Annotated in this window: 16 protein-coding genes; 6 read left to right on the forward strand and 10 right to left on the reverse strand. The window is 72.3% G+C overall.

Going from position 1 to position 18,183, the window contains the following annotated elements; all coding sequences use genetic code 11:
- Nucleotides 1-184 precede the first annotated feature (184 nt).
- Together ACFV1J_RS07520 and ACFV1J_RS07525 are read left to right on the forward strand one after the other, a co-directional pair.
- A complete protein-coding gene (locus tag ACFV1J_RS07520) occupies nucleotides 185-1,030 on the forward strand; it encodes a helix-turn-helix domain-containing protein (RefSeq protein WP_385856433.1) in 846 nt (281 codons plus the stop codon).
- Nucleotides 1,031-1,078: 48 nt separating this feature from the next.
- A complete protein-coding gene (locus ACFV1J_RS07525) occupies nucleotides 1,079-1,534 on the forward strand; it encodes a VOC family protein (protein WP_385856306.1) in 456 nt (151 codons plus the stop codon).
- A gap of 6 nt (nucleotides 1,535-1,540) precedes the next feature.
- Here ACFV1J_RS07525 and ACFV1J_RS07530 read toward each other — a convergent pair whose 3' ends face one another.
- Nucleotides 1,541-1,717 (reverse strand): hypothetical protein, encoded by a 177-nt coding sequence (locus ACFV1J_RS07530; RefSeq protein WP_261956762.1) that lies wholly within the window; start codon nucleotides 1,715-1,717, stop codon nucleotides 1,541-1,543.
- Nucleotides 1,718-1,915: 198 nt separating this feature from the next.
- Here ACFV1J_RS07530 and ACFV1J_RS07535 point away from each other — a divergent pair, with 198 nt between their 5' ends.
- The 3 genes from ACFV1J_RS07535 to ACFV1J_RS07545 all read left to right on the forward strand — a co-directional run bounded on the left by ACFV1J_RS07535 (nucleotide 1,916) and on the right by ACFV1J_RS07545 (nucleotide 4,935).
- The gene (locus ACFV1J_RS07535; RefSeq protein ID WP_385856307.1) at nucleotides 1,916-2,755 is read left to right on the forward strand and encodes a GNAT family N-acetyltransferase; all 840 of its coding nucleotides are present in this window, start codon (nucleotides 1,916-1,918) and stop codon (nucleotides 2,753-2,755) included.
- A gap of 102 nt (nucleotides 2,756-2,857) precedes the next feature.
- Nucleotides 2,858-3,541: a GntR family transcriptional regulator gene (locus ACFV1J_RS07540; protein WP_385856308.1), complete on the forward strand. Its 684-nt coding sequence runs from the start codon at nucleotides 2,858-2,860 to the stop codon at nucleotides 3,539-3,541.
- Nucleotides 3,542-3,681: 140 nt separating this feature from the next.
- On the forward strand, nucleotides 3,682-4,935 hold the full coding sequence (locus tag ACFV1J_RS07545; protein WP_385856434.1) for a nitrate/nitrite transporter: 1,254 nt from the start codon (nucleotides 3,682-3,684) through the stop codon (nucleotides 4,933-4,935).
- Between the two features lie 63 nt (nucleotides 4,936-4,998).
- Here ACFV1J_RS07545 and ACFV1J_RS07550 read toward each other — a convergent pair whose 3' ends face one another.
- Both ACFV1J_RS07550 and ACFV1J_RS07555 read right to left on the reverse strand, forming a co-directional pair.
- Entirely contained in the window at nucleotides 4,999-5,823 is an 825-nt protein-coding gene (locus ACFV1J_RS07550) for a maleylpyruvate isomerase family mycothiol-dependent enzyme (protein WP_385856309.1), read from the reverse strand.
- A gap of 153 nt (nucleotides 5,824-5,976) precedes the next feature.
- Nucleotides 5,977-6,507 (reverse strand): LURP-one-related/scramblase family protein, encoded by a 531-nt coding sequence (locus ACFV1J_RS07555; RefSeq protein ID WP_385856310.1) that lies wholly within the window; start codon nucleotides 6,505-6,507, stop codon nucleotides 5,977-5,979.
- A 64-nt stretch (nucleotides 6,508-6,571) separates the two neighbouring features.
- On the opposite strand from ACFV1J_RS07555, the gene ACFV1J_RS07560 reads away from it, so the two are divergent.
- A complete protein-coding gene (locus ACFV1J_RS07560; RefSeq protein WP_385856311.1) occupies nucleotides 6,572-8,380 on the forward strand; it encodes an NHL domain-containing thioredoxin family protein in 1,809 nt (602 codons plus the stop codon).
- Between the two features lie 55 nt (nucleotides 8,381-8,435).
- Here the strand turns inward: ACFV1J_RS07560 and ACFV1J_RS07565 are convergent, their stop codons facing one another.
- The 7 genes from ACFV1J_RS07565 to ACFV1J_RS07595 all read right to left on the reverse strand — a co-directional run bounded on the left by ACFV1J_RS07565 (nucleotide 8,436) and on the right by ACFV1J_RS07595 (nucleotide 18,030).
- A complete protein-coding gene (locus ACFV1J_RS07565; RefSeq protein ID WP_385856312.1) occupies nucleotides 8,436-9,089 on the reverse strand; it encodes a DUF4232 domain-containing protein in 654 nt (217 codons plus the stop codon).
- Nucleotides 9,090-9,258: 169 nt separating this feature from the next.
- Complete coding sequence (locus tag ACFV1J_RS07570; RefSeq protein WP_385856313.1) at nucleotides 9,259-10,155, reverse strand: helix-turn-helix domain-containing protein; 897 nt, start codon at nucleotides 10,153-10,155, stop codon at nucleotides 9,259-9,261.
- Nucleotides 10,156-10,377: 222 nt separating this feature from the next.
- Nucleotides 10,378-11,301 (reverse strand): hypothetical protein, encoded by a 924-nt coding sequence (locus ACFV1J_RS07575; protein WP_385856314.1) that lies wholly within the window; start codon nucleotides 11,299-11,301, stop codon nucleotides 10,378-10,380.
- 314 nt (nucleotides 11,302-11,615) lie between these two features.
- Nucleotides 11,616-12,422 (reverse strand): DUF4232 domain-containing protein, encoded by an 807-nt coding sequence (locus ACFV1J_RS07580; protein ID WP_385856315.1) that lies wholly within the window; start codon nucleotides 12,420-12,422, stop codon nucleotides 11,616-11,618.
- 181 nt (nucleotides 12,423-12,603) lie between these two features.
- Entirely contained in the window at nucleotides 12,604-14,595 is a 1,992-nt protein-coding gene (locus ACFV1J_RS07585) for a BTAD domain-containing putative transcriptional regulator (RefSeq protein WP_385856316.1), read from the reverse strand.
- A 1-nt stretch (nucleotide 14,596) separates the two neighbouring features.
- Complete coding sequence (locus ACFV1J_RS07590) at nucleotides 14,597-15,892, reverse strand: M18 family aminopeptidase (protein ID WP_385856318.1); 1,296 nt, start codon at nucleotides 15,890-15,892, stop codon at nucleotides 14,597-14,599.
- Nucleotides 15,893-16,203: 311 nt separating this feature from the next.
- The gene (locus ACFV1J_RS07595; protein ID WP_385856319.1) at nucleotides 16,204-18,030 is read right to left on the reverse strand and encodes an acyl-CoA dehydrogenase; all 1,827 of its coding nucleotides are present in this window, start codon (nucleotides 18,028-18,030) and stop codon (nucleotides 16,204-16,206) included.
- Nucleotides 18,031-18,183: the final 153 nt, after the last annotated feature.

Genomic DNA, 18,183 nt, shown 5'->3' on the forward strand with positions numbered 1-18,183 from the left:
CCCGCCCCCCTCATACGGTTTCCCCGGGGGGGGGTTTGGGGTCCCCGCTCCCCCGTGGGGGGGGGGGGGGGGGTTTTTTACCCTCAAACCCCCCCCCCACGCCGGACCGGCCCGCCCGCATGCCAGGGGCGCGCCAGCTACCGTCCCGTCCGCTGCCGTCCCGCCCGGTGCCGTTGACGAGCAACTGGTCGCCCGGCCCGCGCCCGCGCTCCGGCCGTACGTCAGCTCCTACGCCGCATACCGGCAGGCCGGGGTTCCGCCCGCCGTGCACCGCGGGCTTCCCTCGCCCCGGCTGACCCTGATCTTCACCCTCGACGAACCACTCACCCTGGCCGGCCACCCGGACCCCGGCCAGGCCCCCGGCAGCTACGCCACCCTCCTCGGCGGACTGCACACCCGTCCCGCGCTGATCACGCATCAGGGCCGTCAGTCCGGTATCCAGCTCGGGCTCCACCCGCTGGGGGCCCGTGCGCTGCTGGGACTGCCGGCCGGTGAGCTGGCCGGTATCGATCTCCCCGCGGACGCGGTGCTCGGGCCGCGGGGCCGGGAAATCGCCGAGCGGCTGCGGACGGCCGCCAGCTGGCCGGAGCGGTTCGCGCTGCTGGACGCCCATCTGTTGCGGTGGCTGGACCGACGGCCGGGCAGGGCGGGGCTCACCCCGGCGCCCGAGGTCGTCCGCGCCTGGCAGCTGCTGACCGCCTCCCGGGGCGCCGTACCGGTCGCGGCGCTCGCCGACGACATCGGCTGGAGCACCCGCCATCTGACCGCCCGGTTCCGGCAGGAAACCGGCCTGACGCCCAAGACCGCCGCGCGGGTCATCCGTTTCGACCGCGCACGACGGCGGCTGGGCGCCGCGGCCCGTCTCGGCTCGCCTCCGCTGCTCGCCGAACTGGCCGCCGACTGTGGCTACTTCGACCAGGCGCACCTCGCCCGGGAGTTCCGCTCGCTGGCCGGCTGTCCGCCCAGCCGGTGGCTCGCCGAGGAGTTCCGAAACGTCCAAGCCCCGGCGGACGGCCGCGCGGAAGGCTGAGGCCGGCGGCCCACCCGGGGCCGTACCGACCGAGGAGGAGCGGCGCTCATGCCCACGACCCCGTCCGAGACCACCACGTCCCCGCACGACTCCGCGACGGCACCCGCGCCACAGGTGTGGCCGATGCTCCGGGCTCGCGACGCCCGCGCCCTGATCCGGTTCCTTGCCGAGGCGTTCGGCTTTGAAGAGACCGCGGTCCACGGCGACGGGGAGCGGGTCGAGCACGCCCAGCTCTCCTGGCCCGAGGGCGGCGGCATCATGCTCGGTTCCGTCCGCGAGGCGGACGACGACCCCTGCGGGCTGCAGCCGGGCACCTTCGGCGCCTATGTCGTCACCGGCCGGCCCGACGCGCTGTGCGCCCGCGCCCGGGCCGCCGGCGCGGAGATCACCGACGAGCCGGCCGACACCGACTACGGCTCACGGGGCTTCAGTGCCCGCGATCCCGAGGGCAACCGCTGGTCCTTCGGCACCTACCGCGGCGAGCCGCACCCGGTCCGGCCGTAGGGCCGGTCAGCCGCGGATGAGTTCCACGGCCCGGCTGAAGTGGGCCACCGGCCCGGTCGGGCCGGACTCATCGGCGTGTGCGGCGCCGCGGGTCAGCGCGACCCCCGCCCACAGACCGGCGACGATCAATGCCAGTACGACGGTGTTCCGCGCACGACGGCCGGCGTTCGTCCTGGACTGCATGGTCAACTCCCCTTGAATCCCGGAGCCTCCCCGGCTCCACCCCTCCATTCACCCACAACTTCCGGGCCGATCCGTACGCGCCAGGTACGGACTCGGGTCAGACCTGAGGTGGACCCGCCGTCCGCCTGTGGTCCCTCTTGCGAGCGGGGCCGGGAAACGGTTTGCCGTTGCCGGACGGGGCCGCTTACGGTCGGCGGAATGAGCAGCGAGCTGATCATCCGCCGGTACCGGGACGCTGACCAGGGCGTTGTCGTCGACCTCTGGGCGCGGGCCGTGCGCCGGGCGCATCCGTTCCTCAAGGGGGAGGGCGCGGGCGAGCGCGCGCGGATCCTCCGCGAGGCGTATCTCGTCCGGGCCGAGAACTGGGTCGCCGAGCGCGCGGGCACGGTCATCGGGCTGCTCGGCCTGTTCCCCGGCGGCGAGATCGGCGGGCTGTGCGTCGCGCCGGAGGCCCAAGGTCGCGGTGTCGGGCGGAAGTTGGTGGAACACGCGGCGGCCCGGTACGGCGCGCTGACCCTGGAGGTCTTCGAGGGCAATGCCCGCGCCCGCCGCTTCTTCGCGCACCTGGGCTTCACCGAGCGGGGGCGGCGGGTGGACGAGGAGACCGGCCGTCCGCTGCTCGTACTCGAGCGGGCGGCGCCGCTGAAGTCGGTGGGCTGGCTGCATGTGCGGGACGGCCGGCTGCTGAGCGTCCGCACCCGCGGCAACGACACGTTCTACCTCCCCGGCGGGAAGTACGAGCCCGGGGAGTCCGCCCGCGAGGCGCTGTCGCGGGAGCTGTTCGAGGAGCTCGGCCTGGACGTCGCCGCCGGGGCGCTGACGGAGGCATTCGTCATCCATGACGTCGCGCACGGGCAGAACGGCCGCCGGCTGCACATGACGTGCTTCACCGGCGGACCGCAGGACATCGTGCCGGTGCCGGGCCGGGAGATCGCCGAGTACGCCTGGTTCGACCGCCGGGAGGCCCGGGAACGCTGTGCACCGGCCCACTCCCAGGTCGTGGACCGCCTGGTGGCCCAGGGCCGGATGCCGGGCTGACGTACGCCCCTTGGCCGCCCCGGTCGGTCGTCCGCACCCACCGATCGTCCGCATCGCGGAATCACGTTTCGGACGCATACCTGTTGTATCTATCCTGTGCGCATGCCGTCAGCGTCCCCGCCCACCGCCCCCGCCAGAGAATCCGCCGCCAAGCAGCCGCCCGCCGCCGAGCGGGTCTATGCGCACGTCAAGGACGCCGTCCTGCAGCGCCGCTACGAGGGCGGCATGCTGCTCACCGAGGGCGAGCTGGCCGACGCGGTGGGCGTGTCACGGACGCCGGTGCGCGAGGCACTGCTGCGCCTGGAGGTCGAGGGGCTGCTCAAGCTCTACCCGAAGAAGGGCGCCATGGTGCTGCCGGTCTCCGCTCAGGAGATCGCCGACGTGGTCGAGACCCGGCTGCTGGTGGAGAAGCACGCCGCCGCCAAGGCGGTGCCCGCGGGCGAGCCGCTGCTCACCGAGCTGACCGAGCTGCTGGACACCATGCGCGAGCAGGCCGCCTCCGGTGACCTCGCCGCCGTGTCCATCACCGACCGCGCCTTCCACGCCGCCATCGTGCGCAGCACCGGCAACCAGATCCTGGACCGGCTCTACGAGCAGCTGCGCGACCGCCAGCTGCGGATGGGCGTCGCGGTGATGCACGCCCACCCCGACCGGATCGCCAAGAACATCGCCGAGCACGCCGAGATCCTCGACGCGCTGCGGGCCGGCGACGCGGACGCCGCGACCGACGCCGTGCACCGGCACGTCAGCTGGGTCCGCAACCTGGCCCAGGGAGACGTGCGATGAGCGGTGGCACCGGCGGACCGGACGGCTCCATAGACGGCGGCTCCGGCCCGGGCTCCGTGGGCGGCGGCTCCGCCCACTCCGGCACGGGGGGCGGCGCCCCCCGGCTGCTGCCCTCCGATCCGCCCGGCGGCCCCCGGGCCATGGCGGTCTGGGGCATCGGCGTCGCCGTCTACTTCGTCGCGATCACCTACCGCACGAGCCTGGGCGTGGCCGGGCTGGACGCCGCCGAGCGCTTCCACATCAACGCCTCGGCGCTGTCGACCTTCTCCATCCTCCAACTGCTGGTGTACGCGGGGATGCAGATCCCCGTCGGCCTGCTGGTCGACCGGCTCGGCGCCAAGAAGGTGCTGACCCTCGGCGTCGTCCTCTACACCGTCGGCCAGTTCGGCTTCGCGCTCTCCGCCTCGTACCCGATGGCGCTCGGCTCGCGCGCGCTGCTGGGCTGCGGTGACGCGATGACCTTCATCAGCGTGCTGCGGCTGGGCTCGCGCTGGTTCCCGGCCCGGCGCGGCCCGATGATCGCGCAGATCGCCGCACTGGTCGGGATGGCCGGCAACCTGGTCTCCACCCTCGTCCTGGCCCGTTTCCTGCACACCTTCGGCTGGACCCCGACCTTCGCCGCCAGTGCGGCCGGCGGCATCGTCGTACTGATCGTCCTGCTGGTCTTCCTCAAGGACCATCCCGCGGGCTTCGAGCCGCCGCCGGCCCCGGCCGGGCACACCGGCGCCGGGTTCGTGCGCCGGCAGATCGCGGACGCCTGGCGGGAGCCCGGCACCCGGCTGGGCATGTGGGTGCACTTCACCACCCAGTTCCCGGCCATGGTCTTCCTGCTGCTGTGGGGGCTGCCGTTCCTCGTCGAGGCACAGGGCCTGTCCCGCGGCACCGCCGGTGAACTGCTCACCCTGGTGGTGCTCTCCAACATGGCCGTGGGGCTGGTCTACGGCCAGATCATCGCCCGCCACCACGCCGCTCGCCTGCCGCTGGCGCTGGGCACGGTCGGCACCACCGCGCTGCTGTGGGCGCTCGTGCTGAGCTGGCCGTCCGCCCATGCGCCGATGGGACTGCTCATGGCGCTGTGCGCGGTGCTGGGCGCCTGCGGACCGGCGTCGATGATCGGCTTCGACTTCGCCCGGCCCGCCAATCCGCCCGAGCGCCAGGGCACCGCCTCCGGCATCGTCAACATGGGCGGTTTCACCGCCTCGATGACGACCCTGCTCGCGATCGGCGTCCTGCTCGACGTGACCGGCGACAACTACCGCATCGCCTTCGCCTCGGTCTTCGTCCTCGAAGCGGTCGGTGTCTCACAGATCCTGCGGCTGCGCCGCCGGGCCGCCCTCCGTGAGCGCGAGCGGCTGGTCGTCAGCCGGGTCGAGGCGGTGCATGTGCCGGCCTGAGTGGTGCTGTTTCACGTGAAACGGGGGCCGGCCGACGCGTCATGGTCCGCCGGCCCGACCTCGCTACGGCGTGACCGCGAAGTGGTGGAGGATCGCCTCGGCCAGCTCCTGGTCACCATCGATCTTGATCTGCTCGGCGACCGCCGCCGGGCGCACCCGGCCGCAGGCGAGCTGGTGGAAGGTGTCCCAGTCCAGGGCGAGCGTCACCGTCGGGCCCAGCGAGACACTGCCGTCGATGGTGGCGTTGCCCTCGTTGTCGATCCGGACCGTACGCAGGAACTCCAGCGGTCCGCTGACGTCGAAGACCACCACCGAACCGGCCGGCGCCTGGGCCCTCTTGGAGACGACACCGGGCAGCACCTTGACCAGCAGATCGCGGGTCACCTGCGCGCCGGGGGAGTCGAGATTGCCGGGCTTGCCGAGCGCCCGGCGCAGGTCCTGCTCATGCACCCAGACGTCGAACGCCCGCTGCTGGAGCACGAATTCCAGCGACCGGTCCTCATCGAGCGGGCTGCGCACCACCGCGTCGGGCTGGCGGGACTCGTTGCGCAGCTGCCGGGAACGGCGGATGACGGTGTATTCGAGTTCGCTGAGCATTTCCGGCGCGGTGTGGTGCCGGCGGACGTCCACCTGCACCTCCATGCGGCGCGCCGACTCACTGCGCACGTGGTAGAGGTCGCGCGGCAGCGTGTGGATCGGCCGCGGATCGCCCAGCATTTCGCATTCGAGGCCGATGATGTGGGAGATCACATCGCGAACCGACCACCCTGGCAGGCACGTCGCCCGGTTCCACTCGCCTTCGACGAGCGGCGTCACCAGCTCGGTTATCGCTTCTATGGAGTGCGTCCAGGCATCGATGGAGGACTGAAGGCTGGGATGGACGGTCACGGGACCCCTCGGACGGTTCGTACGCGGGCTGCTGTCTGTGCAGTTAAGTTACCGCTGCGCACGGGCACCCCGGCAGTGCTTTCGGGGGACCATCGTAGGACGATGTCCCGCTACCGCAGCGGGTTCGGGCGCACGGTTCCGGACGCCCGCGGCTCAGTCCCCGCCGCGCTCCCGCTCGGCCAGCCGGATCACGCACACCGCGACGGCGATCAGCAGCGCCGGATCCGCGTCGTCCCGTACGACCTTGACCGCATACGTGTCGCGCACGGTCAGCCAGCGCCGCGAGATGTCGGCGAGCAGTTCGCCCTCGTACTCGACGGCGAACTCCCGGTCCAGGATCCTGCCGCTGACGTCCAGCACGGTCCCGTCCGCCAGCTCCACGCGGTAGTGGTTGCGCAGCAGCGAGAGCCGCTTGCGGCGGATGGTGGCCAGCGGCTCATCGTCCCGCTCGATCGTCATCGTGTCGCGCAGGGCCAGCATCTTCTTCCGGATGGTGATCAGCACCCGTCCTTCGGGGTCCTTCAGCTCGAAGGTCTCCCGCAGCCGGAGCGCCTTGCCGTCCACGAGGAACGCGTGGTGGCCGTGCTCGTCGTCGATCCAGTAGTCGTCGCCGATGCCGAAGATCCGGTCGCGGACGAGGAAGGTGCCGGAACGCGGCGACGGCGCCGCGGAGGAGGGTTGCATGGCTGACCTGTTCCCCGCCGCCCCTGCGGAATGCGCACGCACCGGAGTGACGTTGAATGTCCACATGGCTTCACGTGCGCGCGTCCGGGCCCCCGAGCTGATCGGCAAGGGCGGCTGGCTGAACACCGGTAACAAGGACCTGACCCTCTCCGACCTGCGAGGACGCATCGTCGTCCTGGATTTCTGGACGTTCTGCTGTGTGAACTGCCTGCACGTCCTGGACGAACTGCGGGAGCTGGAGGAGAAGCACCGCGACACGGTCGTGATCATCGGTGTGCACTCCCCGAAGTTCGTGCACGAGGCCGAGCACCAGGCCGTGGTGGACGCCGTCGAGCGGTACGGCGTCGAGCACCCGGTCCTCGACGACCCCGAGCTCACCACGTGGAAGCAGTACGCGGTCCGGGCCTGGCCGACGCTGGTGGTGATCGACCCCGAGGGGTACGTCGTCGCGCAGCACGCCGGCGAGGGCCATGCGCACGCCATCGCCACGCTCGTCGAGGAGCTGGCGGCGGAGCACGAGGCGAAGGGCACCCTGCGGCGCGGTGACGGCCCCTACGTCCCGCCGGAGCCGGTCGCCACCGATCTGCGCTTCCCCGGCAAGGCGGTCCGGCTGCCCGGCGGCAGCTTCCTGGTCTCCGACACCACCCGTCACCAGCTCGTCGAGCTGGCCGCGGACGGCGAGCAGGTGCTGCGCCGGATCGGCAGCGGTGAGCGCGGGCTGACCCCGGACACCTTCAACGAACCGCAGGGCCTGGCCCTCCTGCCGGACGGCAAGGTAGCCGTCGCGGACACCGTCAACCACGCCCTGCGCGTCTTCGATCCCGCCAGCGGCACGCTGGAGACGGTGGCCGGCACCGGCAAGCAGTGGTGGCAGGGCTCTCCGACGTCCGGACCGGCGCTTGAGGTGGCGCTCTCCTCCCCGTGGGACGTGGCCTGGTGGCAGGACCGGCTGTGGATCGCGATGGCCGGTGTGCACCAGCTGTGGACGTACGACCCGGCGGCCGGCACGGTCGAGGTGGCCGCCGGCACGACGAACGAGGGCCTGGTGGACGGCCCGGCCGCCGAGGCCTGGTTCGCCCAGCCGTCCGGCCTCGCGGCGGCCGGCGACCGGCTGTGGATCGCGGACTCGGAGACCAGCGCGCTCCGTTGGGCCGAGCCCGCGGAGGACGCCGGCGGGTACGTCATCCGTACGGCCGTCGGCACCGGTCTCTTCGACTTCGGACACCGCGACGGCGCCGCCGGCCAGGCGCTGCTCCAGCACCCGCTGGGCGTGACCGCGCTGCCCGACGGTTCGGTGGCGATCGCGGACACCTACAACCACGCGCTGCGCCGCTACGACCCGGCGAGCGGCGAGGTGACGACGCTGGCGACGGACCTGCGGGAGCCGTCCGACGCGGTGCTCGTCGACGACGAGATCGTGGTCGTCGAGTCCGCGCGGCACCGGCTGACCCGGCTGCGGCTGCCCGAGGAGGCGGTCCGGGTGGAAGCGGTGGCGCACCGCACCCAGCGCGCGGCGACCGAGGTGGCGCCGGGCGCGCTCCGGCTCGAGGTGGTCTTCCAGGCCCCGGCGGGCCAGAAGCTCGACACCCGGTACGGCCCGTCGACCCGGCTGCTGGTCAGCGCGACCCCGCCGGAGCTGCTCGCCGACGGCGCGGGCGCCGGCACCGACCTCAGCCGGGAGTTGGTGCTCGCGGACGGGGTGACCGAGGGCGTGTTGCACGTCTCGGCGATGGCCGCGTCCTGCGACGACGCCCCGGACGTCGAGTACCCCGCCTGCCATGTCCACCAGCAGGACTGGGGCGTTCCGGTGACCGTCACCGAGGACGGCGTGGCCCGGCTCGGGCTGGTGCTGGCGGGGCTGGACGCGGAGTAGACACCGGCGCCCGGGCCCGATGACGGGCCCGGGCCACACCGGTGGTGGTGCCGCGTTACTTCCCGACGCCGGCCGTCAGCTCGGCCCCGTGGATGCTGTGCGACCAGTTGGTGACCTTGCTCTTGCCGACGGAGATGTGCAGCCGCTTCTCGGCGAAGTTCAGGGTGACCGGCCCGCGGGTGGTGGAACTCGCCGAGGAGCCCATGAAGTCGATGGTCACCGACTTCTGCTCGGTGCCCTTGCTGGCCGGGGAGTTGGTCGGGATGACCGCGTACGCGTAGCCCTTGGCGGGCACGTCGATGGTCGGGCCGCCCAGGACACCGGGGTCGCCCGCCAGCAGCGGCAGCGGCGCCTTGGCATTGTTGAAGCGCAGCTGCGGGCCGTTGTAGAGCCGGCAGGTCTTGCTGGTGGTGTTCTTGAACTTCACCGTCACATGGCTGTCCGGGCCGGTCTGCTGGGAGAACGTGACCCGGTACGTGCTGGGCCAGCAGGGGGACACCCGGCGCGACGCCGCCCCGGCCCCCGCGCCCGCCGCGGCCGCACCGCCTCCGATGATCTTGTGCTTCTTGCTCTTGGAGGACGAGGAGGAGGTCTTCTTCGACTTCTTGGAGGAGTGGCTGTTGCAGCCGGTCAGCGCGAGCGAACCGGCCAGCCCGAGGGCCAGCGCGGCGTACGCGGCGGAGCGACGGCGGGAGCGGGGTGCGGTCATGGGTGAGTCCCCCAGTGGGTCGCTATGGTCAGCGAGGTGTGACTGTCATGGCACGGCCACGATATCGATCGCGGTTCGATCTTCCAGGGCGGGTTCGCGGCGGCCCCGGCCCGGAGCGGCATACCCGCAGGTCAGTGAGGCCTGACGGAGTGTGGGCCGAAGGAGTGGGTCAGGATCTCTCCGGACAGGTCGGCAATGTGGTGTTTTCGAGCTGTTCCGGGCGGATGCGAATGCCCGGCATCCACATCCGTCTGCCGTCGTGATCGACCCGGAACCAGATGCTGCTGTGCCCGCCCGCCTCGTCGGTGACCGTCACACCGTTGGCGATCCGGCACAGTGCATGCAGCACGTCGCCGTGCCAGACGTGCCCCACGACGTTGGAGCGCCGGTAGACCTGGTACGGGTCACGGGCCAGGCCGAGCGCACAGTACTCGGTACGCGGGTGCTGGCAGGCCCGTTCGACGTTGTGGACGGTGATGTGGGCGGACCCGGTGCCCTTCGCCGAGGTCTCCGAGCCCTGCACTCCGCCCGTGCCCCCGGTGCCGGGCGAGGGAGCCTCCGACGTCCGCTCCGGCCCGGTCAGCGCCGGAATGGCCAACGCGGCCCCGGCCAGCACCGCGGCCGTCCCGAGCGCGGCGAGCACCAGCGGCAGCCGACGCCGTCCGGGCGCCTCCTGCTCCGGTCCCTGGCCCGCCGGCTCGTCGGTCCCGTTCGTCCTGTCCCCTTCGCGTGCGGCCTCGGGGCCCGAGTCCGCTGCCTCCTGGGCCCGGTGCAGCAGATCGACGAGCGCCGGCAGCCGGTCCTCGCCGGTGAAGGAGAGCTTGCACCACTGCACCAGCAGCCGTTCATCGGGCAGGCTCTGGCCCCGCAGATAGCGCGAGAGGGACGAGCGGCTCGCCGGTAACCGGCTCTCCAACTCCTTGAGGCTGTAGCCGAGTTCGCCGTGCATGCGGCGCAGGGCGGTGACGAAGTCGCGGGCGGGTCCGGAGAGTTCGTCGGGAAGTGGGGCCAGTGGCTTACGTCGGGGATGAGCGGCATGGTTCTGATTGCCAGGCACATCCCGCATTCCAGCACAGCGGACATGCGCGCGCGAGGGGCACTTCCGCTCCCCTGTGACGGAAGTGCCCCTCGTTACACGATCCGGATCGGACCCGGACCGGCTGGTGACGTTTCACGTGAAACGGGCCTCGGATCGGCCTCGTCGTTTCACGTGAAACGGGCCTCGCATCAGGACCTCGGTGGGCGTCGCCGTTTCACGTGAAACAGCGAGGCGAGACCCTACGGCGCATCAGTCGTCGAACATCACCGGGCGGTACGGCGTGAACTCGGCGTCCCCGCCCGGCAGGCCGTAGGTCAGCGTCCGGTGGTCGGTGCCATGGCCGCCGCGCTGCTCGTAGGCCGTGTACGAGGAGTGCGCGTCGTTGTTCCACTTCTCGAAGATCACCACGTGCCGGTTGTTGTTGTCCCCGGACGCATCGATGAGCAGGTCGCCGGGCTTGAGCTCGCCCAATGAAATCGGCCGGGTGATACCGCGGTTGGTGGCGAGGTCCACGGTGTTGGTGCCCGGCGTCGGCAGCCCGAGCGCCATGGACGCATAGCCCGAGCAGTCCTGGCGGTAGCCGTCCTTCCAGACCTTGGTCTGGCTGTAGGGGACCTGGGCGCCATTGTCGGCGGTGAGCCAGGTGGCGGCCCGGTTCAGCATCTCCTGGCGGGAGCCGCCGGGCTGGGGGTGGCCGCCACCGCCCTGGACCGGTATGCCCGGCAGCCGGTCCTGCGGTATGTCCACCGCGACCACCGTGAGGAAGCCGGTGACCGGGCCGGTGAGGTGGGCCATGTACGTCGAGCAGGCGCTGCCCTCGCACACCTGGTGTCCGGTGTCGACCTGGTAGTCGGCGGTGATCCGGTCCCGGCCCGCGGCGGACTTGTTGAGCATGCCGACGGCGGGGGAGTTGAGGTCCGGGCCGGCGTGCACCACCCATCGCGTCCCCCAGGTGGGAAAGTCCGCGGCGGCCGCCGCCTGCCGGCCGTTGGCGGCCGGGGTCTGCCGTACGTCCGTGCCCGCCGCCTGCCGTACGCCGGTCGCGGCCGCAGGGCCGGGCTCGCTGCCGTGGGCCGGCCCGGCGAATCCGGCGACGCCGATTCCCGCGGCGACCACCGCGGGCAACGCCTTCCGCAGCACGGTCCTGCGGCCGCTGTGCGCGTACGCCTCCATACCGATTCCCCTCCGTAGACGGCCGGTCGGCCGGATGGCCGGTGACCGGTCGTGAGCCGCCGGGTGGTCCCGCCGCGGCGCTGGAGAACATCGTGGGACGAGGAAGGGGCGCCGGCCCGGAGGTTGCCGTCCCCTGAGACATAGCTGCCGCGCGCACGGTGATGACCTGCGGAGATGCCGGCTGCATGGGATATGACGAGCCCCTGCATGAGACATGACGGGACAGCAGAAGGGCGCCCGCTGGGGGATGCGGGCGCCCTGGTTCAAGGGGAGTCGGCGGTGGCGCGGTACCTCACAGGCGGTCGCGCGGTGCCTCACCAGGCGGTGGCGTCGCCCGCGTCCGACTGCCAGTACGTCACCCACGCGCTGTCGTCGACGTACACCGCGCCGCCCGGCAGTGCCACCTTCGCCGGGCCGCCGACGCTGCCCTTGCCGTCACGGCCCGGCAGGCTGATGGACAGCGCGGTCCGCTTGCCGCCGTTGCGGCCGGAGCCGTCGGCCGCGGAGGTCAGCACACCGGCGTAGCCCGACTCCCCGGGCGCGAGCGTGACCACCGCCTGCGGCCTGCTCTCCGGCAGGTCGGCGAGCGGCGACTGCGCGTCGTCGAAGCGCAGCTTGGGGGCGAAGTAGAGATCGCAGGTGGCACCGGAGGTGTTGGTGGCCACCAGCAGCAGGTGGTTGACCGGCCGCTGCAGCGGCTTCGCGACGACCCGGACCGCCGCGGCGTCACAGGCGGGGTGCCGTACGCCCGAGGTGCGCGGGCCCTGCCCGCCGGTCCTGCCGGCAGGACGGGCGTCGGTGCCGTCGGTCGTGCCGGGTACCTCGCGCCGTGCGGAGGCCTGTTCCGCCGCGCCGCCGTCGGGCCGGGCACCACTCTGCGCCTCGCCGGACTCCTTCGCCGGCAGCTTCCGGTTCGCCCGGGCCGCCGAGTCCTCGGCGCCCTGCGCCGCAGGGTGGAACGGCTTGGCCGCGCTGGTCTGGAGCGGGTTGTCCTGCCCGCCGCATGCGGTGAGGCTGAGGGCGGCCACCGCGGTCAGACCGGCGGCCGCGATCCGCAGCGCGCCACGGCGGGCGGTACGGGCGGTGCGAGGGCTGCTGGTGCGGTCCTGACGCTGCGGCATTGGGTCTCCCCCGAGTCGGTCGGTCGATGCCCTCAGGTTGCCGCCCACCGCTGCCGTGCCACTAACGCGCGCCTAACGTACGTACCGTCGCCGCCCTCGGCGCGCCTCACGTCCGTACCCGTCGACGCCCTCGGCGCCACACGTCCGCACCCGCCGGCGTCCTTGACGCCCGCCCCAACCCCTACCTGTCCCGCGCGCCGCTCGCCCCGCCCGTGCCGCTTCCGCCGCCCTCGCCGCGCTCGTCCCGGGCGAACAGCTGGGTCAGCGTGCTGATCGTGTAGACATCGGTGGCCTCCTCGTCCACCAGATGCATTTCGGCGAGCCGGTCCAGGCCGTCCTGGGTGCGCTCCGGGTCGTAGCCGGCCAGCGCCGCCGCCACCGCCGCGTTGAGGTGCCCGTCCGCGCTGGTCGCCAGCGCCGACAGCAGCCGGGCGTCGTCCGCGGACAGCCGGGCGACCGACATCCGCAGCGCCGCCGCGATCCCGGTGTCCTCCGCCGACAGCAGCGCCAGCCGCCGCTGTTCGTCGCGCAGTGCGGCCGCGAGCCGGGCCAGCCGCCAGCGCGGCCGGGCGGTCAGCTGGGCGGCCGCGGCCCGCAGCGCCAGCGGCAGCCCGTCGCACAGGTCGACCAGTTCGCGCGCCGCGGCCGGGTCCTCGGCCACCCGCTCCGGCCCGAGCATGGCGCCGAGCAGCGCGGCGCCCTCCTCGTGCCCGAGCGCCTGGAGGCCCACCGGCCGGGCGCAGTCGGTGGCGACCAGGCCGTCGAGCCGGCTGCGGCTGGTGACGACCGTGGCGCAGTGCGGCCCCCCGGGCAGCAGCGGCCGTACCTGTGCCGAACTGCGGGCGTTGTCGAGGACGACCAGCAGCCGGCGCTCGGCGACCAGCGAACGGAACAGCGCGGAGGCGGCCTGCGCCGAGCCGGGCACCCGCTCCTGGGGCGTGCCGAGCGCGAGCAGGAAGTCGCGCAGGATCTCGGCCGGCGCCGCCTCGTCGCCCTCGCCGAAACCGCGGAGATCGGCGAAGAGCTGGCCGTCGGGGAAGGCGTCGGCGTGCAGATGCGCCCACTGCACGGCGCAGGCCGTCTTGCCCACGCCGACCGGACCGGCGACCACCGCGAGCGGACTCTCGCCGGTCGTACGGTCCGTCAACGCGTAGGTCAGCGCCGCCAGTTGGTGCTCGCGGCCGAGGAACCGCGCGGGCGGCCGGGGCAGCAGCCGCGGCGCGGCACCGGCCCGCTGGGCACCGGCTCCCTTACCGCCCGCTCCGGGCCCGAAGCCCGGAGCGGCGGAGAGCACACCCTCGGGTCCCGGGCCGTCGGACTCCGAACCCGCCGTGCTCCCCTGCACGGGCACCCGGCCCCCGCCCGCGGAAGGCGCCGCGTCCCGGCCCCCGTGCGCCGCCGGCTTCGCCGTGCCCCGGTGTCCGCCGCCCGCCGCCTCGGCGCGCAGGATCTCCTCGTACGCGCTGCGCAGCCGCTCGCCGGGGTCGACGCCCAGTTCCTCGTTGAGCAGCCGACGGGTGCGGTGGAACCACTCCAGCGCGTCGGACTGCCGCCCCGTACGGAACAGCGCCCGCATCAGCCCGGCGATCAACCCTTCCCGCAACGGGTGGCCGGCGGCCGCGGAGTAGAGGATCGCCACCGCCTGGTCGTGCTCGCCGAGCGCGCCGTGCGCCCGGGCCAGTGCCTCCACGGCCGCCAGCCGGCGTTCCTCCAGCGCATGCGCGGCGGCCGCGAACGGCGGGCTGGTGACCGTGCCGGTCAGCGCGGGCCCGCGCCACAGGCCCAGCGCCTCGCGCAGCAGCGCCACCGCGTCGGCCGGTGCGGCCTCGGGACGGGCCAGGGTCACCAGCTCGCTGAACCGGTGGGCGTCGATCAGCTCCTCCGGCAGCCGCAGCAGATACGCGGAGCCGTGCGTGGCCAGCTCGATGCCGTACGCGTCGGCGCCGCCCTCGGCGAGCGTGGCGCGCAGCCGGGAGACGTGCCCCTGGACGACCGTGCGCGCGTGCTCGGGCGGCTCGTCCTCCCACAGGGAGTCGATCAACTGCTCCAGCGGAACGGTGGTGTTGGGCTGCAGCAACAGCAGCGCCAGCACACTGCGCCGTTTCGCGGGGCCGAGCGGCAGCTCATGGGAGCCGGCCGTCACGGCGATCGGGCCGAGCAGCGAGAAGTCCAACTCAGCCCTCCAAGAAGGCCGTCAGGGCGTTCGCGAGCAGGTAGGGGTCCTCGGCGCCGCACAGTTCGCGCGCCGAGTGCATGGACAGGATGGCCACGCCGATGTCGACGGTCGCGATGCCGTGCCGGGCCGCGGTGATCGGCCCGATGGTGGTGCCGCACGGCATCGAGTTGTTGGAGACGAAGCTCTGCCACGGCACGCCGGCGCGCTCGCAGGCCGCCGCGAAGACGGCCCGCCCGCTGCCGTCCGTGGCGTAGCGCTGGTTGACGTTCACCTTCAGGATCGGGCCGCCGTTGGGCATCGGCTGGTGCCCCGGCTCGTGCCGCTCGCTGTAGTTGGGGTGGACGGCGTGCCCGGTGTCGGAGGACAGGCAGATGGTGCCGGCGAAGGCCCGTGCCCGGTCCTCGTACGCACCGCCGCGGGCGAACACCGAGCGTTCCAGGACCGTGCCGAGCAGCGGACCGTCGGCGCCGGTGTCGGACTGGCTGCCGTTCTCCTCGTGGTCGAAGGCGGCCAGCACCGGGATGCTGTTCAGCGCGGAGCCCCGGGCGGCGGCCGCGGTGAGCGCGGCGGTACCGGCGTGCACGGACAGCAGGTTGTCCATCCGCGGCCCGGCGACCAGTTCGCGGTCGCGGCCCAGATAGGCCGGCGGCTCGATGCTGTGCACCATCAGGTCCCAGCCCTTGATGTCCTCGGCCGGGACGCCGATCTCCTCGGCGACGAAGGCGATCAGATCGCCCTCGGCCACCTCGCCCAGGCCCCAGATGGGCGTCATGTGCCGCTGCTTGTCGAGCTTGAGGCCCTCGGCGTTGACCGAGCGGTCGAGGTGCACGGCGAGCTGTGGCACCCGCAGCAGCGCCCGGTCGACGTGCACGAGCCGGTGGGTGCCCTCCGCCAGGGTCACCCGTCCGCTCAGCCCGAGGTCGCGGTCGAGCCAGGTGTTGAGGAGGGTGCCGCCGTAGATCTCCACGGCGACCTGCCGCCAGCCGCGGGCGCCGGTGTCCGGAATCGGTTTGACCCGCAGATTGGGAGAGTCGGTGTGAGCCCCGACAATTCGGTACGGAGTCGACGGGCTCGCACCCTCGGGGACGTACCAGGCGATGATCGCGCCGCCGCGCAGCACGTACCGTCCGCCGCTCTCGCCGTCCCAGGCGTCGGTCTCCGCGACCTGCCGGAAACCGGACTTTTCCAGCCGCTCCGCCGCGTTGGCGACCGCGTGGTACGGCGACGGACTGGCGGCGAGGAAGGACATCAGGTCGTCGGTGTGGCCGCGATCGAAGCGGGCGGAGTTGGTCATGGATTCAGCATAAGGAGCCGGGCCCCGCATTCCCCGTGCGCGTGCGGAGTGACTCCGCTCCCTTCCGGCCACGATTTCTGCATTCCAGAACGAGAACCCCACTGGAACGAACGATTCCGGTCTGGCGAACGGGGTGGTGCGGGCCGGGACATGACGGAGCCCGCCTCCCCGGGGGAAGGAAGGCGGGCAACGTCAGTGTGGACGGCCTCCATGAGAGACCTCTGAGAACTCTGAGAAGAGGCTCTCAGGAAGGCCGCGCGCGGGCAGCGGACCCTGCCCGGAACGCGGCCCGGCCGCTCCCGAGGCGCTCTTTAGAACGCGGCCTCGTCGAGCTCCATCAGCGACTGGTCGACGGACTCGGCGAGGGAGCGCTGGACGGAGACGCCCGGCAGGACGTTGTGCGCGAAGAACTTCGCCGCGGCGATCTTGCCGGTGTAGAAAGGCTTGTCCTTCGCCGAGGCGCCGGCCAGCTTCTCCGCGGCCACCGCCGCGCCCTTGAGCAGGAGGTAACCGACGACGACGTCGCCGGAGGCCATCAGCAGACGGGTGGTGTTGAGGCCGACCTTGTAGATGGACTTGACGTCCTGCTCGGTCGCGGCGAGGTCGGTCAGCATGGCGCCGACGATCGCCTCCAGGTCGGCGGCGGCCTTGGCCAGCTCGCCGCGGGCCCGCGCCAGCTCCTCGCCGCCGGTGTTGTCGGCGAGGAACTTCTTGATCTCCTCGGACAGCACGGTCAGCGCCTGGCCCTGGTCCCGGACGATCTTCCGGAAGAAGAAGTCCTGGCCCTGGATCGCGGTGGTGCCCTCGTAGAGGGTGTCGATCTTGGCGTCGCGGATGTACTGCTCGATCGGGTACTCCTGGAGGTACCCGGAGCCACCGAAGGTCTGCAGCGACTGCGCCAGCTGCTCGTAGGACCGCTCCGAGCCGTAGCCCTTGACGATCGGCAGCAGCAGGTCGTTGAGGCGGTTCGCGGCGCTCGCGTCCTCGCCCGCGGCCTCCTTGGCGATGATCTCGTCCTGGACCGTGGCGGTGTAGAGCACCAGGGCGCGCATGCCCTCGGCGTACGCCTTCTGCGTCATCAGCGAGCGGCGCACGTCGGGGTGGTGGGTGATGGTGACGCGCGGCGCGGCCTTGTCGGTGAAGGCCGCCAGGTCCGGGCCCTGCACGCGCTCCTTGGCGTACTCCAGGGCGTTGAGGTAGCCGGTGGAGAGGGTGGCGATGGCCTTCGTGCCGACCATCATCCGGGCGAACTCGATGATCTTGAACATCTGGCGGATGCCGTCGTGCTTCTCGCCGAGCAGCCAGCCCTTGGCCGGGTGGTTGGCGCCGAACGTCATCTCGCAGGTGTTGGAGGCCTTGAGGCCCATCTTGTGCTCGACGTTCGTGGCGTAGACGCCGTTGCGCTCGCCCAGCTCGCCGGTCTCCCAGTCGAAGTCGTACTTGGGCACGATGAACAGCGACAGGCCCTTGGTGCCCGGGCCGTGGCCCTCGGGGCGGGCGAGGACGAAGTGCACGATGTTCTCGGACATGTCGTGCTCACCGGACGTGATGAAGCGCTTGACGCCCTCGATGTGCCAGGAGCCGTCCTCCTGCTGGGTGGCCTTGGTGCGGCCGGCACCGACGTCCGAACCGGCGTCCGGCTCGGTCAGCACCATCGTGGAGCCCCACTGCTTCTCGACCATCAGCTGGGCTATGCGGTGCTGCTCCTCGGTGCCCTCCTCGTGCAGGACGCCGGCGAAGGCGGGGCCGGAGGCGTACATCCAGACGGCCGGGTTGGCGCCCAGGATGCTCTCGGCGAAGGCCCACAGCAGGGAGCGCGGCGCGGTGGTGCCGCCGATCTCCTCCGGGATGCCCAGCCGCCACCACTCGGCGTCCATGAACGCCTGGTAGCTCTTCTTGAACGAGTCGGGGATCGGCGCGGTGTTGGTGTCCGGGTCGAAGACCGGGGGGTTGCGGTCGGTGTCGGCGAACGACTCGGCGAGCTCGTTCTCGGACAGCCGGGCGATCTCGGACAGCACGCTCTTGGCGGTGTCGACATCCATCTCCGCGAAGGGTCCGGTGCCGTACACGCGGTCACGGCCCAGCACCTCGAAGAGGTTGAACTCGATGTCGCGGAGATTCGACTTGTAGTGGCCCATGGGTACGGCTCCGTAAGGGTTCGGGAGAGGACCCCAAGGCTGGGACCTCAGACGCAATACCGGCTAGTAGCTAGCATGATGCTACCCGCCGGTAATAAGAATCAACCCCTTCCGCCCATCTGTGACGAGCGTCCCCCGGCGGTGCGCCGACTC

Source organism: Streptomyces sp. NPDC059649 (genome assembly GCF_042734445.1).
Lineage (GTDB): Bacteria > Actinomycetota > Actinomycetes > Streptomycetales > Streptomycetaceae > Streptomyces.